The sequence below is a fragment of the Pseudochrobactrum sp. sp1633 genome (assembly GCF_030376605.1).
GTDB lineage: Bacteria > Pseudomonadota > Alphaproteobacteria > Rhizobiales > Rhizobiaceae > Pseudochrobactrum.
Genome location: NZ_JARRAE010000004.1, coordinates 98,609 through 119,536, shown reverse-complemented (window position 1 = coordinate 119,536; position 20,928 = coordinate 98,609). Strand labels below are relative to the sequence as shown.

Here is a 20,928-nt window from a genome sequence, read left to right as displayed (position 1 = left end):
TTAAATTCTGTAAAAACCGTCAAAAACGATCAAAACACATGAAAAAGTGAGCAAAATGTGGGATTTTTGTCGCAACCATAGTGTTGTGACTTGCAGTGAAAATCCCCCCTTCTTATATACCCCTCGACTCGTGACGATCAGGCGTTTAAAAGCCGGTTCGTTTTGTCAAAAACCCGATAGGGGCTGCCACATGGAATGCTCGGCAGAGGTCCCGGCAGTTCGCTGAATGGAGAAGAATAAGTATGGCTAAAGTAATTGGTATCGATCTGGGAACGACCAACTCCTGCGTCGCCGTTATGGACGGTAAGACTGCGAAGGTCATTGAGAATGCTGAAGGTGCGCGTACAACCCCTTCGATTATCGCTTTTTCCGATAGTGACGAACGTCTCGCTGGTCAGCCTGCGAAACGTCAGGCTGTTACCAATCCGGAAGGCACATTGTTCGCTGTGAAGCGTCTGATCGGCCGCCGTTTTGATGATCCGATGGTAACAAAGGACAAAGATCTGGTTCCGTACAAGATCGTCAAGGGCGACAACGGCGATGCCTGGGTAGAAACCCACGGCAAGAAATATTCGCCTTCGCAGGTTTCCGCGATGATCCTTCAGAAAATGAAGGAAACCGCTGAATCTTACCTTGGTGAAAATGTAACACAGGCTGTTATTACAGTTCCTGCATACTTCAACGATGCTCAGCGTCAGGCAACCAAAGATGCCGGTAAGATTGCCGGTCTGGAAGTTCTGCGTATCATCAACGAACCGACTGCTGCTGCTCTGGCCTATGGTCTCGACAAGAGCGAAGCCAAAACCATTGCTGTTTACGATCTTGGTGGTGGTACGTTCGACGTATCCATCCTCGAAATCGGCGATGGCGTGTTTGAAGTGAAGTCCACCAATGGTGATACTTTCCTCGGCGGTGAAGACTTTGACATGCGTCTGGTTGAATATCTGGCAGCAGAATTCAAAAAAGAGCAGGGCATTGATCTGAAAAACGACAAGCTTGCTCTGCAGCGCCTGAAGGAAGCTGCTGAAAAAGCCAAGATCGAATTGTCTTCGGCTCAGCAGACTGAAATCAACCTGCCGTTCATCACTGCTGATGCAAGCGGACCTAAGCATCTGGCCATCAAGCTTTCGCGTGCGAAGCTGGAAAGCCTTGTTGATGATCTGGTACAGCGCACTGTCGGCCCTTGTAAGGCTGCACTCAAAGACGCCGGTCTTAAAGCCGGTGAAATTGATGAAGTTGTGCTGGTTGGCGGTATGACCCGTATGCCGAAAATTCAGGAAGTTGTTAAAGCTTTTTTCGGCAAGGAACCACATAAGGGTGTGAACCCTGATGAAGTGGTTGCGATGGGTGCTGCAATTCAGGCCGGCGTTCTGCAGGGTGATGTTAAAGACGTTCTGCTGCTCGACGTAACCCCACTGTCACTGGGTATCGAAACCCTTGGCGGCGTGTTTACCCGACTGATCGACCGTAACACGACGATCCCGACCAAGAAGTCGCAGACTTTCTCGACCGCTGATGACAATCAGTCTGCTGTGACCATTCGTGTGGCACAGGGCGAACGCGAAATGGCTGCCGATAACAAAATGCTCGGCCAGTTTGATCTGGTTGGTATTCCGCCGGCACCGCGCGGCGTACCGCAGATTGAAGTGACTTTTGACATCGACGCGAACGGTATTGTGAACGTGACCGCGAAAGATAAAGGCACCGGCAAAGAACACCAGATCCGTATTCAGGCTTCCGGTGGTCTTTCTGACGCTGACATCGAAAAGATGGTCAAGGATGCTGAAGCCAATGCGGATGCCGATAAGGCACGCCGTGCTGCGGTTGAAGCAAAGAACCAGGCTGAAGCGCTGATCCACTCGACTGAAAAGTCGATGAAGGAATACGGCGATAAGGTTACCGGTGATGACAAGGCTGCGATTGAAACAGCTCTTGCCGATCTGAAGGCTGTTGTTGAAAGCGAAAATGCTGAAGACATCACAGCTAAAACACAGGTTCTTGCCGAAGCTTCTATGAAACTTGGCCAGGCTATGTATGAATCAGCGCAGAATGCAGAAGACGGCGACGACACTGCGGATGCCCGTGCTGATAAAGACGATGTTGTTGACGCCGATTTCGAAGAAATCGACGAAGACAAAAAGAAATCCTGATTTTTCAGGTTGAAAGGCAAAGCCCGGCATTAAGCCGGGCTTTTGTCCATTCAGTTACCTGAACTCCGGCTGTGGTGAGCCTGCTTTGCAAGCAATCCGGCGGCCTGTTTGTCAGGGAACTGATGATTTTTGCCCGTCTCTGGACATTGAATTCCGGTGTCACCACATAAACCGGACGGGTACATGAAGTATTTCCGGGCTAAAAATATATAACGATTTGCCTTGGAAATGCGGTGAAAAAAGTGTCAGCGCCAGATATTTGTTTTAACAACAAAGGCCGCGACAACCTTCAATGACTGTCTGAAAATGTTCTGATCGGGGCGACATCATCAGACAACAGCCATCGGGACGAATGGTTTATGAAAGTGGATTATTACGAAACGCTTGGCGTTGTCAGAACTGCGGATGATAAGGTTATTAAAACAGCCTATCGCAAACTGGCAATGCAATATCATCCGGATCGCAATCCGAATGATACAGAAGCAGAGCGCAAGTTTCTTGAGCTGGGCGAAGCCTATGACGTTCTGAAGGACCCGCAAAAACGTGCGGCCTATGATCGTTTTGGCCATTCTGCCTTTGAAAACGGCGGCGGCGGTGCCGGTGGCGGCTTCAATGGCTTTGGCGGTGGCGGATTTGGCGCTGGCGGTTTTGCCGATATTTTCGAAGATATTTTCGGCGATGTTATGGGTGGCGGACGTAATCGCCGTTCGGGCGGTCGCGAACGCGGCGCTGATCTTCGCTATAATATGGAAGTGACACTCGAAGAGGCCTATGCCGGTAAAACGGCACAGATCAGTGTTCCGAGCTCAATGTCCTGCGAAGAGTGCACAGGCACCGGTGCCAAAAAAGGCACACAGCCCGTGACATGCACGACCTGTGGCGGCGCTGGCCGCGTGCGTGTGGCGCAGGGCTTTTTCTCCGTGGAGCGCACCTGTCATACCTGTAACGGTCGCGGCCAGATGATCAAAGATCCGTGCCCTAAATGCGATGGTGCGGGCCGGATCAGTCAGGAACGTAACCTGTCGGTCAATATTCCTGCCGGTATTGAAGATGGCACGCGCATTCGCCTGACCGGTGAAGGTGAAGCCGGAACACGCGGTGGTCCGAGCGGTGATCTGTATATTTTCCTGTCGATCAAACCGCATGAGTTTTTCCAGCGCGACGGCTCTGACCTTTATTGCAAGGTGCCGATCTCAATGGCAACTGCTGCTCTGGGCGGTCAGTTTGAAGTGGCGACACTTGACGGCACCCAGACCCGTGTGAAAGTGCCTGAAGGCACGCAAAACGGTAAACAGTTCCGCCTGAAGGGTAAGGGTATGCCTGTTCTGCGTCAGCAGATGACGGGTGATCTCTATATTCAGATTGCGATTGAAACACCGCAAAATCTGTCAAAACGTCAGCGCGAATTGCTGGAAGAGTTTGAGAAGATTTCGTCTACGGAAAACAGCCCGCAATCGACGGGTTTCTTCTCGCGGATGAAAGACTTTTTTGAAGGTATCCGCGATTAATTTCCGGCCTGAATTTTGAAGCTTTGAGGCGGCATTTGTGTGAAACGCAAATGCCGCCTTTTTATTTATGGGGTTACTGTTCAATTTCTGCCTTTGCCTCAAGAAAAATGATGGCTATTTACGTTTTTGCCTTGCTTCCGCCGCGAAACGCGTCAATCTTTTATCTACTGGCGACATTGGGAGTGTTGAATGGCTGGGCTGATACCAAAAAAACTTGCACAAAAATTTGATGAAGAGATACGCTTTTTCAAAGGCTGGATCGATAAGCCGAAGGCTGTCGGTGCTATCCTGCCGACAAGTGGTATCACAGCGCGCCGTATGGCCAGTATTGTTAATCCCTCATCCGGACTGCCGGTTCTGGAACTCGGGCCCGGTACCGGTGTGATCACCAAGGCCATTCTGGAACGCGGGATTGAGCCGCAAAATCTGTTTTCGGTGGAATATTCTGCTGCGTTTTTTCAGCATCTGACCAGCACTTATGCCGGTGTGAATTTCCTGCAGGGCGATGCCTTTGATCTCGATACTGTGCTTGGCGACAAGCGCGATCAGCAGTTTGACAGCGTTATTTCTGCTGTGCCGTTGCTGAATTTTCCGATGGAAAAGCGGCTGGCATTTCTTGAAGATTTGCTGAACCGTATTCCTGTCGGTCGTCCGGTGATGCAGATTTCCTATGGCGCTGTTTCACCACTGCCTGTCGGGCGCGGAGCCTATAGCGTTGAAGGATTCGATTTCATTTTGCGTAATCTGCCGCCTGCACGCCTGTGGGTTTACCGCCGGATTTTAGTATAGATTGCGGCCATCCTTAAAACGCAGCACAGAACGCCGTATCAGAATGTTGATGCGGCGTTGCTTTTTTATAAAAGGCGCTAAATAGTGATGCTGTTCTGGATATTTGTTTTGCCGCATTCTCTGAAAGGATAGCCCTCATGGCCTCAGTACTCGTTTTTGCCGGATCAACCCGTAAGAATGCCTATAGCGGTCAGCTTGCCGGTGCTGCTGTGCAGGAACTGACACGACAGGGCGCTGAGGTGACGTTCATTTCGCTGAAAGATTATCCGCTGCCGATTATGGATCAGGATCTGGAAGCGGAGGAGGGCATTCCTGAAAACGTCTACAGTCTTGCACGGCTGTTTGCGGCACACAAAGGCCTGCTGATTGCTTCACCGGAATATAACTCCTCGATCCCGCCTTTGTTGAAGAACACGCTGGACTGGGTGAGCCGTATTAATGAAGACGGCGGCAAACCGTTTCACCCGACAGCGCATTTGACTGTTGCGCTGTGCTCCTCTTCACCGGGCGGCTTTGGCGGCATGCGCGGTCTTTATCATCTGCGCTCCGTGATGATGATGCTCAATACCCAGATTATTTCCGAGCAATGTTCTGTTCCCCATGCCCATCAGGCGTTTAATGAAGACGGTGCTTTGCGTGATGAACGTACCGCACAGACCTTGGCGCGTGTTTGCCGCAGCCTGATCAACAAAATCTGAGCTTTCCTGCAAAGTCGTGTTGTGCGATGAGGGATAAATTTCAGATCAGAATGAAGTGCGGAGACGGATATGGATGTGAGCAGCGTACGCGACCGGTTGATCGTCGGCCTTGATGTGCCGGATGTGATTGCGGCGGAAAAGATCGTTGAGGAACTGGGCGATACAGTTTCCTTCTATAAGATCGGTTATCAGCTGGTCTTCTCACAAACTGAACAGGGTGGTGGTCTCGATTTTGCTTCACGCCTGCTCTCGATGGGTAAAAAAGTCTTTCTCGATGTGAAGCTGCTGGATATCGACAATACCATCGCTAAAGGCGTGGAAAATATCGCCAAGCGCGGTGTGACCATGATGACGCTCCATGCCTATCCGAAAGCCATGCGTGCGGCTGTGGAAGCCGCCAAACGCTCTGATCTTTGCCTGCTTGGCGTGACTGTGCTGACCTCGATGGATCAGGCGGATATGCTGGAAGCCGGTTACAGCATGACACCGGAAGAGCTGGTGCTGCGCCGTGCGCAGCAGGCGCGTGATGCAGGCATGGGCGGCATTGTTGCCTCCGCCGCTGAGTCGGCCGCAATTCGTAAAATTATTGGTCAAGATATGGCAATTGTTACGCCGGGTATTCGCCCAGCAGGCAGTGAAGCAGGCGATCAGAAGCGTGTTATGACACCTGCAGATGCTCTGCGTGCCGGTTCGAGCCATCTGGTTGTGGCGCGTCCGATTGTCGGTGCGACAGATCGCAAAGCCGCAGCACAAAGCATTTTGGAAGAAATGGCATCTGCCGTTTAAAACAATGAGTGGGAGAGGGTGATGACAAAAGCCTATTGGATTGCACGTGTGGATGTGCGCGATGCTGAGCGCTATAAAGATTATATCAGCACTGCCAAACCTGCTTTCGAGCGCTTCGGCGCGAATTTCATTGCCCGTGGTGGTATCTCTCACGCGGTTGAGGGGCAAGGTCGTGCACGCAATGTCATCATCGAGTTCCCGACCATGCAGCATGCATTGGACTGCTATAATTCACCGGAATATCAGGCAGCAGTAGTAATTCGTCAGACTGTTGCCGATGGTGAGGTTATAATTGTTGAAGGCAATGCGGCCTGATCACATTAATGTAGTTAGCATTATAAAAACCGGCCTTTACTGGCCGGTATTTTGTATTAAATATGCGTAGCAGTTACTGAAATTATGAGACAGAGGGCACTATGGCTTTGAAAATTGCGGTTCAGATGGACCATATCAATTCCATTCGTATCGCGGGTGATACCAGCTTTGCTTTGTGCCTTGCGGCAGCAGAGCGCGGCCATGAGCTTTATCATTACACACCGGATCGCCTGTCGATGCGTGACGGTGTGGTCAGCGCGGCTCTGGAGCCGTTGCAGGTGCGTGATATTGAAGGCGATCATTTCACGCTCGGCGAAGCCGTGCATACGGATTTGTCGGAAATGGATGTTATCCTGCTGCGTCAGGATCCGCCTTTTGACATGAATTACATCACCACAACCCATCTTCTGGAGCGTATTCATCCGAAGACACTCGTGGTGAATGATCCGGCATGGGTGCGCAACAGTCCTGAGAAAATCTTTGTGACAGAGTTTCCGGATCTGATGCCGGAAACACTGATCACCAAAGACCTGCAGGAAGTGCTTAAATTCCGCAAGGAGTTCGGCGATATCATCATCAAGCCGCTTTACGGCAATGGTGGCGCAGGCGTGTTTCATCTGACGACAGATGACCGTAATCTGACCTCGCTTCTGGAAATGTTCGAGCAGATGTATCGTGAACCGTTCATCGCCCAGCGTTATCTGAAAGATGTGCGCTCCGGCGACAAGCGCATCATTCTGATCGACGGTGAGCCGGTGGGTGCCATCAACCGCGTGCCTGCGGAGAGCGATGCCCGTTCCAATATGCATGTTGGCGGTCGTGCGGAAGCCACGGAACTGACGCCACGTGAAAAAGAAATCTGCGCACGCATCGGACCATCGCTGAAAGAACGCGGCTTTATTCTCGTCGGTATTGATGTGATCGGTGATTACATGACCGAAATTAACGTGACATCGCCGACTGGCATCCGTGAGATCAAGCGCTTCGGCGGTGCGGATATTGCGCAGCTGTTCTGGGATGTTGTCGAGGCCAAGCGCGTCTGATTTACATCTTTATAACTAATTGATATAATTAATAAAACACCGGAGACTCATTTGCAGTTCCGGTGTTTTTGTTTGTTGCAGCCTCGCAATTCTGCTGTTTAAAGTGACAGCTAACAAGGTGGGGAACGGCAATGATTGCACGGGTCAGTACGGTTGCTTTTCAGGGGATTGAGGCCAAGCTTGTTGATGTGCAGGTGATGGCTGCGCCGGGCAAGATGAGTATGTCGATTGTCGGCCTGCCGGACAAAGCGGTGGCTGAAAGCCGCGAGCGTGTACAGGCGGCATTGCATGCATCCGGCCTGTCGATGCCGGTGAAGAAAGTGACCATCAATCTGGCACCGGCGGATTTGCCGAAAGAAGGCTCCCACTATGATCTGCCGATTGCTATGGGGCTGATGGTGGCGGTCGGTGCCTTGCCGGAAGATTGTCTGCAATCCTATGTGGTGCTGGGGGAGCTGGGGCTGGATGGCACGATCGCTCCTGTTGCCGGCGTGTTGCCTGCGGCTATTGCCGCTAATATGCAGGAGCTTGGCCTGATCTGCCCGCAGGCTTGCGGTAGTGAGGCCGCATGGGCGGGGGCGGATATGGATATTCTCAATCCGCGCAGCCTGATTGCCCTTGCCAATCATTTTCGTGGCACGCAGGTGTTGTCCCGTCCCAAGCCTGCGTTACAGAGTTTCAGCGAGGGGTTTGAGGCGATTCCTGATCTGGCAGATGTAAAAGGGCAGGAAACGGCAAAACGGGCACTGGAGATTGCGGCTGCGGGCAACCATAATTTGCTTTTTTCGGGGCCTCCGGGTTCCGGAAAATCCATGCTGGCACAGCGCTTGTCCGGTATCCTGCCGCCCTTGTCCGCGCGCGAAATGCTGGATGTTTCAATGATTGCCTCTGTGGCGGGAACCTTGTCTGGCGGCAGGCTCACAGACCGCTGGCCATTTCGCAGCCCCCATCATTCGGCCTCTATGGCGGCGATGGTTGGCGGCGGTCACAGGGCAAAGCCCGGTGAGATTTCTATGGCACATCATGGTGTGTTGTTTCTGGATGAATTACCGGAGTTTTCGCCTCAAGTGCTGGATTCTTTGCGCCAACCTTTGGAAACCGGTGAATGTATGATCGCTCGTGCCAATCACCGTGTCAGCTATCCGGCGCGGTTTCAGCTGGTGGCGGCGATGAACCCGTGCAAATGCGGTATGGCCGGTGAGCCGGGCTTTACCTGTGCTCGTGGCCCGCGTTGCCGCAGCGATTATCAGGCGCGGATATCGGGGCCTTTGCTCGACCGTATTGATCTGCGTGTGGAGGTGGCCGCACTCAAGCCGTCTGATTTGATTTTGACCGGCGCTGCAGAGGCCAGTGTCACTGTGGCCGGACGCGTGGCACGGGCGCGGGCAATACAGGAAGAACGCTATAGCCGGATGGGCTGCGCTCATGTTCTGACCAATGCAGCATGCCCGCCGCATTTGCTCGAGGATGTAGCCTCAATGAGTGCTGAAGGACGTAAACTGCTCTATGATGTGAGTGACAAGCTCAGGCTCTCAGCACGCGCCTACCACAGAGTGTTGAAAGTGGCACGGACTTTGGCCGATCTCGACGGATCGGTGCATGCGGAGCGTCACCACCTTGCGGAAGCTGTGGCTTACCGTACGTCCTCAGAAGGAGTGACCGCCTGAAAGAGTTTTATAAGGGGAGTTATTTAACCGCGCCGACCACCAGATTGCCTGGTGTTTCAATCGATACCCAGCGGCCGGTGTGATTGGCAGCCTGTCGTTTGAGGTAGGTGTAATCGGTTTCCTGCCAGTTTTTAACGGCATCGGTCAGGTTGTCGAGAACAAAGTCGCCGCGATCTGTACGCACTGTCAGTACGGCATGGCCTTCACCATCAGGTTTACGCAGAACGGTGATGAGCAATGAGCTGAGCGGCAAACCGGCTTCAGCCAGTTCACGGCGCTTGAGCAGCACATATTCTTCACAATCACCAACAGTGGTCGAATAGGTCCAGTATTCTTCCTGACCATAGATTTCCATGTCAGTCATTGGCTGGATCAGTGCATTGACCTCGATATTGACCTGCACGATTTTTGCCCATGTGGCCTGGTCAAGTTTGATTGGCGCTGTCTGGGCAGAGGTGAGGTTACATTCATTCGGCATGCGTTTGCAGAATTCGTAGTGACCGATTGGCTGCGATGTCAAGCCGCCGGTGGCCATGAAAGGATTACCGGTTTGTGCTGCCTGAACTGCCTGAGGCATAAAGACAGATGATCCGAGCGCTAAGACCAAGCCTGCGGCTGACAGTGTCAGATTTTTAAAGTTTACAAAACTGAACATACACAACGCCTCAGCCACAGCTACTTATTAACGAAATGTTAATATCTGTAACGGGTAAGAGTCAATTGTGCGGAGCGCGCTACGCCCGAGTTTATTAAAGAATGGTTAACAAGCCTTAAGGGGCGATAAATCGCCCCTTAAGCATTTTCGATGTTTCAGGATGAACAGGAAATGCTCTGGCGCTGATTAAAGTTTGTTGTAGCAAACTTTGGTATGGCCTGCGCCGATAAAGCCCAGCTTTTGTGCTGCACCTTTTGACAAGTCAAGAACACGGCCTTTGATGAACGGGCCGCGGTCATTAATACGCACGACCAGCGATTTTCCGTTGTTCTGATTGGTCACGCGTACTTTGCTGCCGAGCGGCAGGGTGCGGTGGGCGGCAGTCATACCGGCAGGGTTCATGCGTTCGCCGGATGCGGTCTTGGAGGTCAGTGCATACCATGAGGCGCGGCCGCAATTGGCGGCGGCGGCTTCTGCATGGGTGCTTGCAAAAGCGGAAAGCATAAATACAGCGGCGGAAAATGCGAAGAATGCAGGCAGGCGCTTGGCGCGGATTGTCGTCATAGATCGTACCGTGGTCAGCACCCTGCGGTTGCATAATGAATATGCGTCAAGCAAGGCACGACGGTTGTGTCAGAGCGGGAACAGGCTTTGCAGATAAAGCAGCAGTCAGTCATCGGTCTGTCGTTAATTGATATTCTGAAATAACAGAAGTTCAGGTGCTCAACTGCAATGGAAATGTGGCAGTGAAATGGTGACAAATTGAATATATTTTGGATTAAATTTTAGGTTAACAATCTGTAAAATTTCGTTATATTGAATATTATTCTGTAGTTTATTCTATAGAATTTTATAATTTGTCTTAAATTTATTTTATTTATACATATATTGATTTATATTTTTGCAATTATTGTTGATGAGGTGGTCGTGTTCTAAGAAGTGGACATGTTGAATCGTGGATTCAAAACTGAATCTGATGGTATGGTTTTGCAATCTGTGTTTGTATTGCAAGTGTAAAACGGTGACGGCCAAGGTGTAAAATTTGTGGCAAAATTGTGATTTTGTGCCCTGATCACGTTTTTGAAAGCTGATTGCTTGTCTCATCTTTTGGGTTTAGAGCTCTGTGGAAGGGTTTTAAGACAGCTAAAATGATGCGTTGGCAGAATCGGGGAGGATGGTTCTGCGCTTGAAAACGGACAGGTCTTGCCCATAACATTGCTATGCTGAAGATTGTATCGGGTTAAATCTATGTCGCTTCCTCCATCTGATCACATTGCGGATAAGCCGAAACCAGAACCGGCTGATGTGCAGCACCATGCGCAGGAAGAGTTGACGGGTGATACGCCGGTTGTTTTGTCGGGGCCGCAGCGTGTGCTTTATTTTTGTCTCGGTTTTCTGATGCTGGGGCTGGGCGTTATCGGCGCAATATTGCCGGTTATGCCGACGACGATTTTCATTATTCTCGCTGCATGGTTCTTTGCCCGTTCTTCGCCCAAGCTTGAAAAGCGCATTCTGGCACATCCGCAATTCGGGCCTTTGGTCATTAAATGGCGGGATCGCGGGGCGATTCCGCGCCGCGCCAAGAAATTCGCCTGCGGCGGCATGATGATCGGCTACGCGATTTTTCTCTGGAGTGCGCAGCCCGGATTATATTTGAGCTTAGGCGTTGCGCTTTTTATGTTGGCTTGCGCGTACTATGTGGTATCCCGACCAGAGGAGTAAAATCCGGCGCATATCTGATGGTGCTGCCGGATGCATAATATCTGGGAGCCTATTATGAGTGACAATGCTGCGCCGCGGATTAATCCGGCAGTTTCTGCTTTATCTTTGCCGCCAATTCCTGCTGTTAAAGCATGGGCGCAGGCCTATGACGGTGCTTTGGGGCCGCTGATTGATTTATCTCAGGCCGTTCCCGGTTATCCGCCCCATGATGAAATGCTGCGTCTTTCCGGCGAAGCGGCATCTTCCAAAGCTTTTGCCAATTACGGGGCTATTGAAGGTCTGCCAGTTTTGCGTGAGGCCTATGCCGCGCATGTGAGCCAGCTTTATAAAGCCAAACTCAATGCTACACAGGTGCAGATTACAGCCGGTTGCAATCAGGCTTTTATCGCTGCGGTGATGGCGCTGGCGGGTGCCGGTGATGCGGTGATGCTGAGCAATCCGCTCTATTTCAACCACGAGACCTCGCTGGCTATGCTGGGCATCAAACTGGAGCTGATGCCATGCCGTGCGCAAAACGGTTTTGTGCCCGATCCGCAGGAACTGAAACAGGTTCTCCATGCCGGTATTAAAGTTCTTGCACTGGTCACCCCGAATAATCCGACCGGTGCAGTCTATTCGCCGGACGTGCTGAAACAGATTTATGAAATTTGCCGCGCCAATGGCACATGGCTGATTCTCGATGAGACCTATCGCGACTTTCTTGAAGATGCAGATGCGGTGCCGCATCATCTCTTTGATGAGGCTGACTGGAATGATTATCTGATCCAGCTCTACAGCTTTTCCAAATCCTTCTGTATTCCGGGGCATCGTCTCGGCGCGATTATTGCGGCGGAAGCTGTGATTTCAGAAATCGCCAAGATCATGGACAATCTGCAGATCTGCGCACCTCTGCCGCCGCAGGCTGCAATTGCGCAGGCGATTGAGCCGCTGACAGAATGGCGCAATGAAAACCGTCGTGAAATCGCACATCGTGCGCAGGCTTTGCGCGATGCAATTGCGCAGATGGAAGGCTGGGAGGCCATTTCCGTTGGTGCCTATTTCGCCTTTGTGCGTCATCCGTTTACCGCCTCCTCTGGAGGCAGGGGACATAGTGTGGAATCTGCGGCTGTGTCGGAGAAACTGGCAAAGACCTGCGGGATTATCACCATTCCGGGAGCGTATTTTGGTGAAGGGCAGCAGGACTTCCTGCGCTTTGCCTTTGCCAATGTGGATGCTGAAACCATTACGATGCTGCCGGAACGTGTGGCAGCGCTGCGGTTTTAATTGCTGTTCATTGTGCCGCATATAACCATCTGGCGCTTAAGCTGATTCTTCCCCTATAGTGGCAGACGGTCTGCTGCATATCGGGGAGGAATGCATGTTTGAACTGGCAATCGCGTGGGACTGGCTTGGCTTTGCTGCCCGCTGGCTCCACGTTATCACCGCAATCGCGTGGATCGGCTCATCTTTCTATTTTATTGCCCTTGATCTGGGCTTGCGCAAAGCGCCCGATCTGCCGCCCGGTGCCTATGGTGAGGAATGGCAGGTTCACGGTGGCGGTTTCTATCACATTCAGAAATATCTGGTGGCGCCGTCGCGGATGCCGGAAGACCTGATCTGGTTCAAATGGGAATCCTACGCCACATGGCTGTCGGGCTTTGCGCTACTGGCTATTGTTTATTACGGCGGTGCTGATCTCTATCTGATTGATCCGCAGGTGCTCAATGTTTCCCGCACCACGGCGATCATCATTTCATTGGCTTCCATTGCCGGTGGCTGGATCATTTATGATCTGCTGTGCAAATCCCCACTCGGGCGCAATACCACGCAGTTGATGGTGATCCTCTACTTCGTGCTGGTTCTTATGGCATGGGGCTATACGCAGCTGTTTACAGGACGCGCGGCTTTTCTGCATTTGGGCGCTTTCACAGCCACCATCATGTCCGCCAATGTGTTCATGATTATCATTCCGAACCAGAAGAAAGTGGTTGCGGATCTGATTGCCGGACGCACACCTGATCCAAAATATGGCGTCATCGCCAAGCAGCGCTCGACCCATAATAATTATCTGACGCTGCCAGTTATCTTCCTGATGCTGTCGAACCATAATCCTCTGGCATTCGGCACAAAATATAACTGGATTATCGCATCGCTGGTATTTCTGATGGGGGTAACAATCCGCCATTGGTTCAATACACGCCACGCGCGCAAGGGCAGTCCGACCTGGACATGGCTGGCCACAGTGCTGCTGTTTATCGTGATTATGTGGCTGTCCACAGAGCCGAAACAGCTGGACAATGCCGGTGAAGCGCAGGCGTCAACTATTCAGCAGAAATTTATCAATACTCCGGAGTTTGACACGGTGCGCGATACGGTGCTGGGGCGCTGTTCCATGTGTCATACGGCAGAACCGTCATGGGAGGGTATATTGGTGCCGCCGAAAGGCGTGATACTGGACAGCGATATTGCGATTGCAGCTCATGCCAAAGAGATTTATCTCCATGCAGCGCGTTCTCATGCCATGCCACCGGCCAATCTCACAGGCATGAGTGCAGAGGAACGTTTACTGCTGCGGCGCTGGTATGAAACGGCATCAGCCGCTAAACCCTGATCGAATCTATGCTCTAATTTTAAAGTGTTAGAGCGACCTTTGTGTGCCGCGTATGGCACACGGCGCTCTAATATTGGTTATTTCTGCTGTTCAGCGAGGGTATTTTCATGTCTGTGAATATGACACAAAAGCATAATCAGCGTCTTATCCGCGGACGGGTCCTGAGTTTTATCAATGAACCGCAGGATATCAGCGATACATCATCCTATATCTATCATGAGAACGGCGCACTGCTTGTTGAAGGCGGGATGATTAAGGCCGTTGGTGACTATGCGATTGTTGTGGCGCAAAAATCACCGGATACACCGGAAACCGATCATCGTCCGCATCTGATCCTGCCCGGTTTTATTGATACACATATCCATTTTCCGCAAAGTCAGGTGGTCGCGTCTTATGCGGCGGAACTGCTGGACTGGCTCAATGATTACACTTTCATTGAAGAGCAGAAATATGCCGATGAACAATTCGGCGAGCATATTGCCGAGCGCTTTATTGATGAATTGCTGCGTCACGGCACTACGACTGTCGTGGCTTATGGCTCTGTGCATCCGCAAAGCGTGGATGCGTTTTTCCGCGCCAGCGAGCGGCTGAATATGCGCAATATTGCCGGTAAGGTGATGATGGATCGCAATGCACCTGCGGCTTTATGCGATACAGCGCAATCTTCCTATGATGACAGTAAGGCGCTGATTGCCCGCTGGCGTGGCAAAGGCCGTCTGGATTATGCGATCACGCCACGCTTTGCGATTACTTCGACACCGGCACAGCTGGAAGCAGCGCAGGCTTTGGTTCGCGAACATCCGGAATGCTATGTGCAGACCCATCTGTCTGAGAACCATGCCGAGATTGACTTCACCTGTTCCCTCTATCCCGATGCGCCGGATTATACCGGCATTTATGAGCATTACGGTCTGCTCGGGGACAAGACATTGCTCGGGCATTCCATTCACTTGTCAGAGCGGGAAGTGAAAGTGCTGGCTGAAAGTCGTTCGGTGGCGGTGTTCTGCCCGACCTCCAATCTGTTTCTCGGCAGCGGGCTGTTTGACCGCGATGGTTTGCGTGATGCCGGTGTGCGTATTGGTGTAGCAACCGATATTGGCGGCGGCACCAGCTGGTCGATGCTGAAAACGCTGGATGAGGGCTATAAAGTGCTTCAATTGCGCGGCCAGCGGCTCAACCCGCTGAGTTCATTCTATATGATGACTTTGGGCAATGCGCGCGCGCTGTCGATGGAGGACAGGATCGGTACGCTGAATGCAGGTACGGAAGCGGATTTTGTGATTTTGGACAGTCGTGCAACCTCTGCCATGCGGTTGCGCATGGATGCAGGTTCCAATCTGGCACAGGAATTATTCCTGTTGCAGACGCTCGGCGATGACCGCGCGATTGTGGAAACCTATGTGGCTGGTCAGCCGGTAAAACCGGCTAATTAACGGTGTCGGTAAAGCCTGCTTAAAGAAAAACTGGCCGGAAAGTAATTTCCGGCCGTTTTTCATCGTGTCTTTTTAAAACGTGCATCTTGTCCGAAAACCGCAAACACTTTTCGGGATGCACTTGCTTTAGTCTTCGTGGATCAGGCTGTGATCGCGGGTTTCTTTCATACGGATATAGATAATCAGTGAAAGACCGATCATGATTGTCACATACCAGAAGAACCAGGTTTCATAGCCGGAGAGCTTGAACTTCAGCGCCACCCATTCGGCTGTACCGCCGAAAATCGTGTTAGCCAGCGCATAAGGCAGAGCCACACCAAGCGCACGAATATGCGCCGGGAACATTTCTGCCTTCACTACCGCATTGATCGAGGTGTAACCGGTCACGATAATCAGACCTGCCAGCGACAAACCGAAAGCCACATAAGGATCGGTTGTTGTCGAAAGGGTGGAGAAGATCGGATAGGTAAACAGCACGCCCATCACACCAAACCCGATCATAAGCGGCTTGCGGCCAACACGATCAGACAGAGCACCGGCCAGCGGCTGGATCAGCATGAAAATCAGCAGCGCGAGAGCGGTGATTTCACTGGCGGATTCCTTGCTGAAACCGGATGTGTTGACGAGGAATTTCTGCAAGTAGGTTGTGTAGGTATAGAAAGCCAGCGTACCACCGGCTGTCAGTGCCAGAACGGTGAAGGCTTCTTTCGGATATTGCGTGAACAGGGCAAAACCGCTCGAACGTGGTTTGTCGCCGCCTTTGGCATTATCAAATGATTTTGTTTCAACAAGGCCACGGCGTACCCAGAAGACGAAGATCGCCAGCAGACCGCCGATGAAGAACGGAATACGCCAGCCCCAGTCACCGAGCTGTTCCGGTGTGAGAAGACGCTGAAGGATCAGCAATACGCCGAGTGCGGTCAGCTGACCGGCAATCAGTGTCACATAATGGAAGCTGGAGAAGAAGCCGCGACGGCTTTTGCCTGCCATTTCGCTCAAATAAGTTGCGCTGGCGCCATATTCGCCACCCACGCTCAACCCCTGCAACAGGCGGGCGAAAACCAGCAATGCGGGTGCCATCACGCCGATTGTTTCATAGCCCGGTGTAACCGCGATCATCAGCGAGCCGATACACATCAGGGTAACGGAAAGGGTCAGACCAGCTTTGCGACCTTTGCGGTCAGCATAGATACCCATGATCCATGCGCCGATCGGGCGCATCAGGAAGCCGACGGCGAAAACAGCCGCAGCACTCAGCAGCTCGGCTGTCTGGTTGCCTGACGGGAAAAATTTAGGCGCAAAATAAAGCGTAAAAGCAGCATAGACATACCAGTCATACCACTCAACAAGATTACCGGCAGAACCACCGAGAATAGATTTTATGCGGGTTTTTCGGTCGAGTTCCGGTGCCGGCGAATGAGCCGGCGAAGCATTGTCTTTAGGCGACATTTCAAATCCAATCTTACATCAAGAAGCAAAGCCGGATTAATTTAAGCGCGGATATCACTCTGAGTATCTGATGGCGGATACGTCTTGGGAGACACGTAATTTCCGCTCTGCTCTGAATGATGCGCTGTATCCGGTTTGCTGTTCTTCTGAAAAGGAAACGAAAAAACACTCGCTGCTTGCTGCAAATATCCGGCGCATAATAGCAGGCCATAATGAAACGGAGCCTGACTAAACGGGAGATGCCGCCTGAAAATGCCTGTATCAGAGAGGTTTTTTGACTTTAACGTAAACGGCCTATGCTGATAAACCGGCTTTGTCTACAGGGAGAGGGGCAATTTATGAGGGCGAGGGTTGCATTCTTTCGAAATGCGAAAGTTTCGTGCGTATGAGAAGTTTAAAATGTTATAAAATTGTCCGGATGTTGTCTGTCGCAAGAATACACCAATGCGGATTGTTGAAATCTGAGAGGTTCTCTTGCTTTCTTCTCAGGAAACAGTAACGTCGCGCACGTTGCAGTAAGGTCAGTTTTCCTGATTTGAACTGTTACCAGTCATTGATGACCTGCTGTCACATGCCGCATGTGAAGAGGGCCGATGTGAAGGGGGCTAAGTGTGGGAGAGCACCAGCCTGCCGGAATACTCTCCGAAAACCCGCACATTGACGACCCCGCACATTGACGGCAGTGACCCTATGAATACGCAAACGAATAATCTTCGCGCAGCTCTGATCGCCTTTATTTCTTTTACGGCGTTTTCCGGGGCGGACACAATCGTAAAAACTTTGAGCGCGCGGATCGGCGTTTATGAGACAACATTCTTGCTGTCGGTTTTTGCGCTGTCTTTCATTACAGGTCACGGAGTTCTCAGCGGGCAGGCGAAACAATTGCTGCCGGTCTATCCGAAGCTTGCTTTTGGACGCGCCTTGCTTTTGTCGATGAACACGCTGCTGATTTATTATGCATTCTCGGCTTTGCCGCTGGCTGAAGCCTATGTACTGGGCTTCCTGTCGCCGATCTTTGTCGCGATTGTCGCTTTCATCATGGTGGGAGAGCGTCTCTCCTTGCGGGGTTGGTTCGGCGTTCTTCTCGGCTTTGCCGGTGTGCTTTGGATTTTGCAGCCGGGCGCTGCACCATTATCCGCAGGGCATCTGGCCGCTTTGGGCTCCGCATTGTTTTTTGCGATCGCACAGGTCATGCTGCGTCGTGCAAAAAGCGATGAATCCGACAAGGCGCTGGTTGTTGCACTTTTGATTGTCCAGTCCTGCTTTGCCGGATTGCTGGCGCTTTATAACGGATTGATTACACCGCAATGGCAGGATCTGGGGTTGGCCGCGCTGGGGGGCGGGCTGATTGCTTTTGCACAGACAATGATCGTTAAGGCGTTCCGTCTGGGCTCCGCTTCTGTTGTGGCCCCGGTTCAGTATAGCCAGATTATCTGGGGGCTGTTTTACGGGGCGCTGTTGTTTAACGCACCGGTAGAAATTCATATGCTGGCAGGTGCCGTCGTCATTCTGATTTCCGGCTGGCTCGTTCTGAACTAAACCTTCTCAATATAAAGCGATATATATTTATCGCTTTATATTGACGCCTGTCTGTCCTCCCTTAATTTACCGGCAATGGCCGGAAGAAATCCGCACAATCAATGAGGGGAGGCGGATATCTATGCCGCATGATCAAAACAATACCGGTTCAGACGCAGCGGCAGACAATGACCTGATTTATCCTGCCTCAACGCTGTCGTCTGAAAACGTGAGTTTTCAGACCCTGATCAAATATGTGCGCACGGGGCGCGCAATGCTGGTCGGTATCTTTTTGATGATGCTGGTCTACGCCCTGTATTTTGCCCGTGATTTTTTCATGCCGGTGACATTGGCTATTTTACTGGCACTGATGCTGACGCCGATTGTCCGCTTTTTAAAGAAGCGGCTGGGGATTTCTGAGGCAATCTCGGCAACACTGCTTGTGGTGTTTTCTTTTTCTTTCATTGGGGTGACCGGTTATCTTCTAAGCGGCCCTGTCACGGAAATGGTGAGCGAGGCACCGGAGATTGGCCGCGAACTGACAGAAAAGCTCCACAGACTGCAGGCACCGGTGGAGCATTTGCTGAGTATCAGCAAGCAGGTCGATCAGGTTGCGCAGATGGGGCAGGACCCTAAAGTGCAAACGGTCTCTCTTGCCCAGCCCGGTATTCTCTCGCAAGCCGCGGGCAATGTGTTGTCCGGCGGAACGACGATTGCTGTGACTTTTATCCTGACCCTTTTCATTCTTGCATCCGGCACGATGTTTTATGAAAAAATTGTTCAGTCCTTCGGCAAGCTGAGTGAAAAGAAGCGCGCCTTGCGCGTGGTTTATGATGTGGAGCAGGTCATTTCCAGCTATCTGCTGACCATTACAATCATCAATGGTCTTCTGGGGCTGGCGGTCGGACTCGGTCTTTGGGCGCTGGATATGCCGACACCATTCGTTTTCGGTGTCATGGCTGCATTGTTTAATTTCCTGCCTTACATCGGTGCGATGACGACAATTGTGGTAGTGGGTATTATTGCGATCGTTTCTTTCGACCAGATTGCCTATGCCTTGCTCGCACCGGCCTTTGTGCTGGCCTGTAATATTGTCGAAGGGCAGATTGTGACACCGACAATTATCGGTCGTCGACTGGAGCTGAACACGGTTGCGGTTTTTGTCGCTGTTGCCTTCTGGTCATGGCTGTGGGGCTTCATCGGTGCGCTGATAGCGGTGCCGCTTCTGGTTGTCATAAAAGTTTTCTGCGATCATTTTGAAACATTACGTCATGTCGGTAATTTTTTATCGGCGCAGACCACGGAAGATGAGAGCGAGACGGGTGAGGAAAAAGCGACCATCTCCTAACACATTGTCATCTTTATTGTTTTTTCGTTTCTCGGTTTTGAGACTGTGTTTCTTCTGCGGGAGACGGCAAGTTTTTATTATAAAATGCTGAATTGCGGACTGATACAAACCTGTAATATTAGTGTCATATAGCTGTTATATAGAGCGCGTAGATGGCTGGTAACGTCCAAAACGTTACCTCATTCTTCAAACTGGAGCTGCTCCTATGAACAAGCTGATTACAACGACTGCTGCATTGGCAATTGCTGCTGTAGCCGGTGCTACTGCCGCTCAGGCTCGCGACCAGATTCAGGTTGCCGGTTCGTCAACCGTTCTGCCATATGCCAAGATCGTTGCTGAAACTTTCGGCGAAACTTACCCGGATTTCAAAACCCCTGTTATTGAATCCGGCGGTTCGGGCGCAGGCATCAAAGACTTCTGTAAAGGTGTAGGCGAAAACACAATCGATATCGCCAATGCATCCCGCGCGATGAAGTCTTCAGAACTCCAGTCCTGCATTGATGCAGGCGTGAAGGATGTGCAGGAAGTGCGCATCGGTTATGATGGTATCGTGTTTGCAACAGACATTAACGGTCCGGATTGGAAGCTGACACCAGTTGATGTTTACAAGGCACTTGCTGCTAAAATCGTTGTAGACGGCAAGCTCGTAGATAATCCAAACACCAAGTGGAATCAGGTTAACGCCGCTCTGCCGGATTGGGATATCGCAGCTTATATTCCGGGCGAAAAGCACGGCACCCGTGAAGTTTTTGAAGAAAAGTTGCTTGCAGACGGTTGTAAAGAAAGCGGCGCGCTGGATGTCATCAAAGCCGGTGGTGCAGATGATAAAGCAGCCGGAAAGACCTGTATTGCTGTACGTAAAGACGGCAAGGCAGTTGATATTGATGGCGACTACAGCGAAACACTCGCTCGCATCAGCGCCAACAAAACCGGCGTTGGCGTATTCGGTCTGTCTTTCTATGAAAACAATGCTGACAAGCTGAAGGTTGCAACTGTTAATGATGTTGTGCCGACAGTTGATGCAATCGCCAAGGGCGAATATCCGGTATCGCGTCCGCTGTTCTTCTACGTGAAGAAAGCCCATATCGGTGTGATCCCTGGCCTGAAAGAATATGTGGAATTCTTCCTTGCTGACCAGATGGTTGGTGATGAAAGCCCGCTGGCAGACTATGGTCTGGTTCCGGCACCGGACGCAGAGCGCAAAGCCCAGCGTGATGCATTTACAGCCGGTACTGTGATGCAGGTTAAATAATTTGA

18 protein-coding genes are annotated in these 20,928 nt (G+C 51.5%); 15 read left to right on the top strand and 3 right to left on the bottom strand.

All coding sequences use genetic code 11. The features are described from left to right. Positions 1–242: 242 nt before the first annotated feature. The 8 genes from dnaK to P8H26_RS05930 all read left to right on the top strand — a co-directional run bounded on the left by dnaK (position 243) and on the right by P8H26_RS05930 (position 8,956). Positions 243–2,150 carry a molecular chaperone DnaK gene (dnaK, locus tag P8H26_RS05965; RefSeq protein ID WP_289631976.1) on the top strand — a complete coding sequence of 636 codons (1,908 nt, stop codon included), beginning with the start codon at positions 243–245 and terminating at the stop codon, positions 2,148–2,150. Positions 2,151–2,509: 359 nt separating this feature from the next. Beyond that, positions 2,510–3,658, top strand: coding sequence for a molecular chaperone DnaJ (dnaJ, locus tag P8H26_RS05960; RefSeq protein WP_289631975.1), 1,149 nt, complete (start codon positions 2,510–2,512; stop codon positions 3,656–3,658). A 189-nt stretch (positions 3,659–3,847) separates the two neighbouring features. After that, positions 3,848–4,447 (top strand): phospholipid N-methyltransferase PmtA, encoded by a 600-nt coding sequence (gene pmtA / locus P8H26_RS05955; RefSeq protein WP_289631974.1) that lies wholly within the window; start codon positions 3,848–3,850, stop codon positions 4,445–4,447. A 137-nt stretch (positions 4,448–4,584) separates the two neighbouring features. Then, on the top strand, positions 4,585–5,145 hold the full coding sequence (locus P8H26_RS05950) for an NADPH-dependent FMN reductase (protein ID WP_289631972.1): 561 nt from the start codon (positions 4,585–4,587) through the stop codon (positions 5,143–5,145). 69 nt (positions 5,146–5,214) lie between these two features. Further along, positions 5,215–5,931: an orotidine-5'-phosphate decarboxylase gene (pyrF, locus tag P8H26_RS05945; RefSeq protein ID WP_289631970.1), complete on the top strand. Its 717-nt coding sequence runs from the start codon at positions 5,215–5,217 to the stop codon at positions 5,929–5,931. A gap of 21 nt (positions 5,932–5,952) precedes the next feature. Next, positions 5,953–6,246 carry a DUF1330 domain-containing protein gene (locus tag P8H26_RS05940; RefSeq protein WP_289631969.1) on the top strand — a complete coding sequence of 98 codons (294 nt, stop codon included), beginning with the start codon at positions 5,953–5,955 and terminating at the stop codon, positions 6,244–6,246. A 101-nt stretch (positions 6,247–6,347) separates the two neighbouring features. Next, positions 6,348–7,289, top strand: coding sequence for a glutathione synthase (gene gshB, locus P8H26_RS05935; RefSeq protein WP_289631968.1), 942 nt, complete (start codon positions 6,348–6,350; stop codon positions 7,287–7,289). A 131-nt stretch (positions 7,290–7,420) separates the two neighbouring features. Further along, entirely contained in the window at positions 7,421–8,956 is a 1,536-nt protein-coding gene (locus P8H26_RS05930; protein ID WP_289631967.1) for a YifB family Mg chelatase-like AAA ATPase, read from the top strand. Positions 8,957–8,975: 19 nt separating this feature from the next. Here the strand turns inward: P8H26_RS05930 and P8H26_RS05925 are convergent, their stop codons facing one another. Next, a complete protein-coding gene (locus tag P8H26_RS05925) occupies positions 8,976–9,611 on the bottom strand; it encodes a transglutaminase-like cysteine peptidase (RefSeq protein WP_374708236.1) in 636 nt (211 codons plus the stop codon). Between the two features lie 186 nt (positions 9,612–9,797). Continuing rightward, positions 9,798–10,115, bottom strand: a complete 318-nt coding sequence (locus P8H26_RS05920; RefSeq protein WP_289632192.1) for a septal ring lytic transglycosylase RlpA family protein — start codon at positions 10,113–10,115, stop codon at positions 9,798–9,800. 801 nt (positions 10,116–10,916) lie between these two features. Here P8H26_RS05920 and P8H26_RS05915 point away from each other — a divergent pair. The 4 genes from P8H26_RS05915 (at position 10,917) to guaD (ending at position 15,356) form a co-directional block, all read left to right on the top strand. Beyond that, positions 10,917–11,333 carry a YbaN family protein gene (locus tag P8H26_RS05915; RefSeq protein WP_374708245.1) on the top strand — a complete coding sequence of 139 codons (417 nt, stop codon included), beginning with the start codon at positions 10,917–10,919 and terminating at the stop codon, positions 11,331–11,333. Between the two features lie 54 nt (positions 11,334–11,387). Continuing rightward, positions 11,388–12,596 (top strand): aminotransferase, encoded by a 1,209-nt coding sequence (locus P8H26_RS05910; protein WP_289631965.1) that lies wholly within the window; start codon positions 11,388–11,390, stop codon positions 12,594–12,596. Between the two features lie 94 nt (positions 12,597–12,690). Continuing rightward, positions 12,691–13,923: a urate hydroxylase PuuD gene (locus P8H26_RS05905; RefSeq protein ID WP_289631964.1), complete on the top strand. Its 1,233-nt coding sequence runs from the start codon at positions 12,691–12,693 to the stop codon at positions 13,921–13,923. A gap of 107 nt (positions 13,924–14,030) precedes the next feature. Then, positions 14,031–15,356: a guanine deaminase gene (gene guaD, locus P8H26_RS05900; RefSeq protein WP_289631963.1), complete on the top strand. Its 1,326-nt coding sequence runs from the start codon at positions 14,031–14,033 to the stop codon at positions 15,354–15,356. Positions 15,357–15,482: 126 nt separating this feature from the next. Here guaD and P8H26_RS05895 read toward each other — a convergent pair whose 3' ends face one another. Beyond that, the gene (locus tag P8H26_RS05895) at positions 15,483–16,805 is read right to left on the bottom strand and encodes an MFS transporter (protein ID WP_289631962.1); all 1,323 of its coding nucleotides are present in this window, start codon (positions 16,803–16,805) and stop codon (positions 15,483–15,485) included. Positions 16,806–17,414: 609 nt separating this feature from the next. On the opposite strand from P8H26_RS05895, the gene P8H26_RS05890 reads away from it, so the two are divergent. The 3 genes from P8H26_RS05890 to P8H26_RS05880 all read left to right on the top strand — a co-directional run bounded on the left by P8H26_RS05890 (position 17,415) and on the right by P8H26_RS05880 (position 20,923). Continuing rightward, positions 17,415–18,344: a DMT family transporter gene (locus P8H26_RS05890; RefSeq protein ID WP_289631961.1), complete on the top strand. Its 930-nt coding sequence runs from the start codon at positions 17,415–17,417 to the stop codon at positions 18,342–18,344. Between the two features lie 253 nt (positions 18,345–18,597). Continuing rightward, a complete protein-coding gene (locus tag P8H26_RS05885; RefSeq protein ID WP_289632191.1) occupies positions 18,598–19,671 on the top strand; it encodes an AI-2E family transporter in 1,074 nt (357 codons plus the stop codon). Between the two features lie 205 nt (positions 19,672–19,876). Further along, positions 19,877–20,923 carry a PstS family phosphate ABC transporter substrate-binding protein gene (locus P8H26_RS05880; protein ID WP_289631960.1) on the top strand — a complete coding sequence of 349 codons (1,047 nt, stop codon included), beginning with the start codon at positions 19,877–19,879 and terminating at the stop codon, positions 20,921–20,923. Positions 20,924–20,928: the final 5 nt, after the last annotated feature.

What these genes read in the sequence shown, in the direction of transcription:
- pyrF (WP_289631970.1), top strand. Translation starts at nt 5,215, where the DNA reads ATGGATGTGAGCAGCGTACGCGACCGGTTGATCGTCGGCCTTGATGTG.
- P8H26_RS05910 (WP_289631965.1), top strand. Translation starts at nt 11,388, where the DNA reads ATGAGTGACAATGCTGCGCCGCGGATTAATCCGGCAGTTTCTGCTTTA.
- P8H26_RS05920 (WP_289632192.1), bottom strand. Translation starts at nt 10,115, where the DNA reads ATGCTTTCCGCTTTTGCAAGCACCCATGCAGAAGCCGCCGCCGCCAAT.
- P8H26_RS05905 (WP_289631964.1), top strand. Translation starts at nt 12,691, where the DNA reads ATGTTTGAACTGGCAATCGCGTGGGACTGGCTTGGCTTTGCTGCCCGC.
- P8H26_RS05895 (WP_289631962.1), bottom strand. Translation starts at nt 16,805, where the DNA reads ATGTCGCCTAAAGACAATGCTTCGCCGGCTCATTCGCCGGCACCGGAA.
- P8H26_RS05930 (WP_289631967.1), top strand. Translation starts at nt 7,421, where the DNA reads ATGATTGCACGGGTCAGTACGGTTGCTTTTCAGGGGATTGAGGCCAAG.
- dnaJ (WP_289631975.1), top strand. Translation starts at nt 2,510, where the DNA reads ATGAAAGTGGATTATTACGAAACGCTTGGCGTTGTCAGAACTGCGGAT.
- P8H26_RS05885 (WP_289632191.1), top strand. Translation starts at nt 18,598, where the DNA reads ATGCTGGTCGGTATCTTTTTGATGATGCTGGTCTACGCCCTGTATTTT.
- gshB (WP_289631968.1), top strand. Translation starts at nt 6,348, where the DNA reads ATGGCTTTGAAAATTGCGGTTCAGATGGACCATATCAATTCCATTCGT.
- P8H26_RS05950 (WP_289631972.1), top strand. Translation starts at nt 4,585, where the DNA reads ATGGCCTCAGTACTCGTTTTTGCCGGATCAACCCGTAAGAATGCCTAT.
- dnaK (WP_289631976.1), top strand. Translation starts at nt 243, where the DNA reads ATGGCTAAAGTAATTGGTATCGATCTGGGAACGACCAACTCCTGCGTC.
- P8H26_RS05925 (WP_374708236.1), bottom strand. Translation starts at nt 9,611, where the DNA reads ATGTTCAGTTTTGTAAACTTTAAAAATCTGACACTGTCAGCCGCAGGC.
- P8H26_RS05880 (WP_289631960.1), top strand. Translation starts at nt 19,877, where the DNA reads ATGAACAAGCTGATTACAACGACTGCTGCATTGGCAATTGCTGCTGTA.
- pmtA (WP_289631974.1), top strand. Translation starts at nt 3,848, where the DNA reads ATGGCTGGGCTGATACCAAAAAAACTTGCACAAAAATTTGATGAAGAG.
- P8H26_RS05940 (WP_289631969.1), top strand. Translation starts at nt 5,953, where the DNA reads ATGACAAAAGCCTATTGGATTGCACGTGTGGATGTGCGCGATGCTGAG.
- guaD (WP_289631963.1), top strand. Translation starts at nt 14,031, where the DNA reads ATGTCTGTGAATATGACACAAAAGCATAATCAGCGTCTTATCCGCGGA.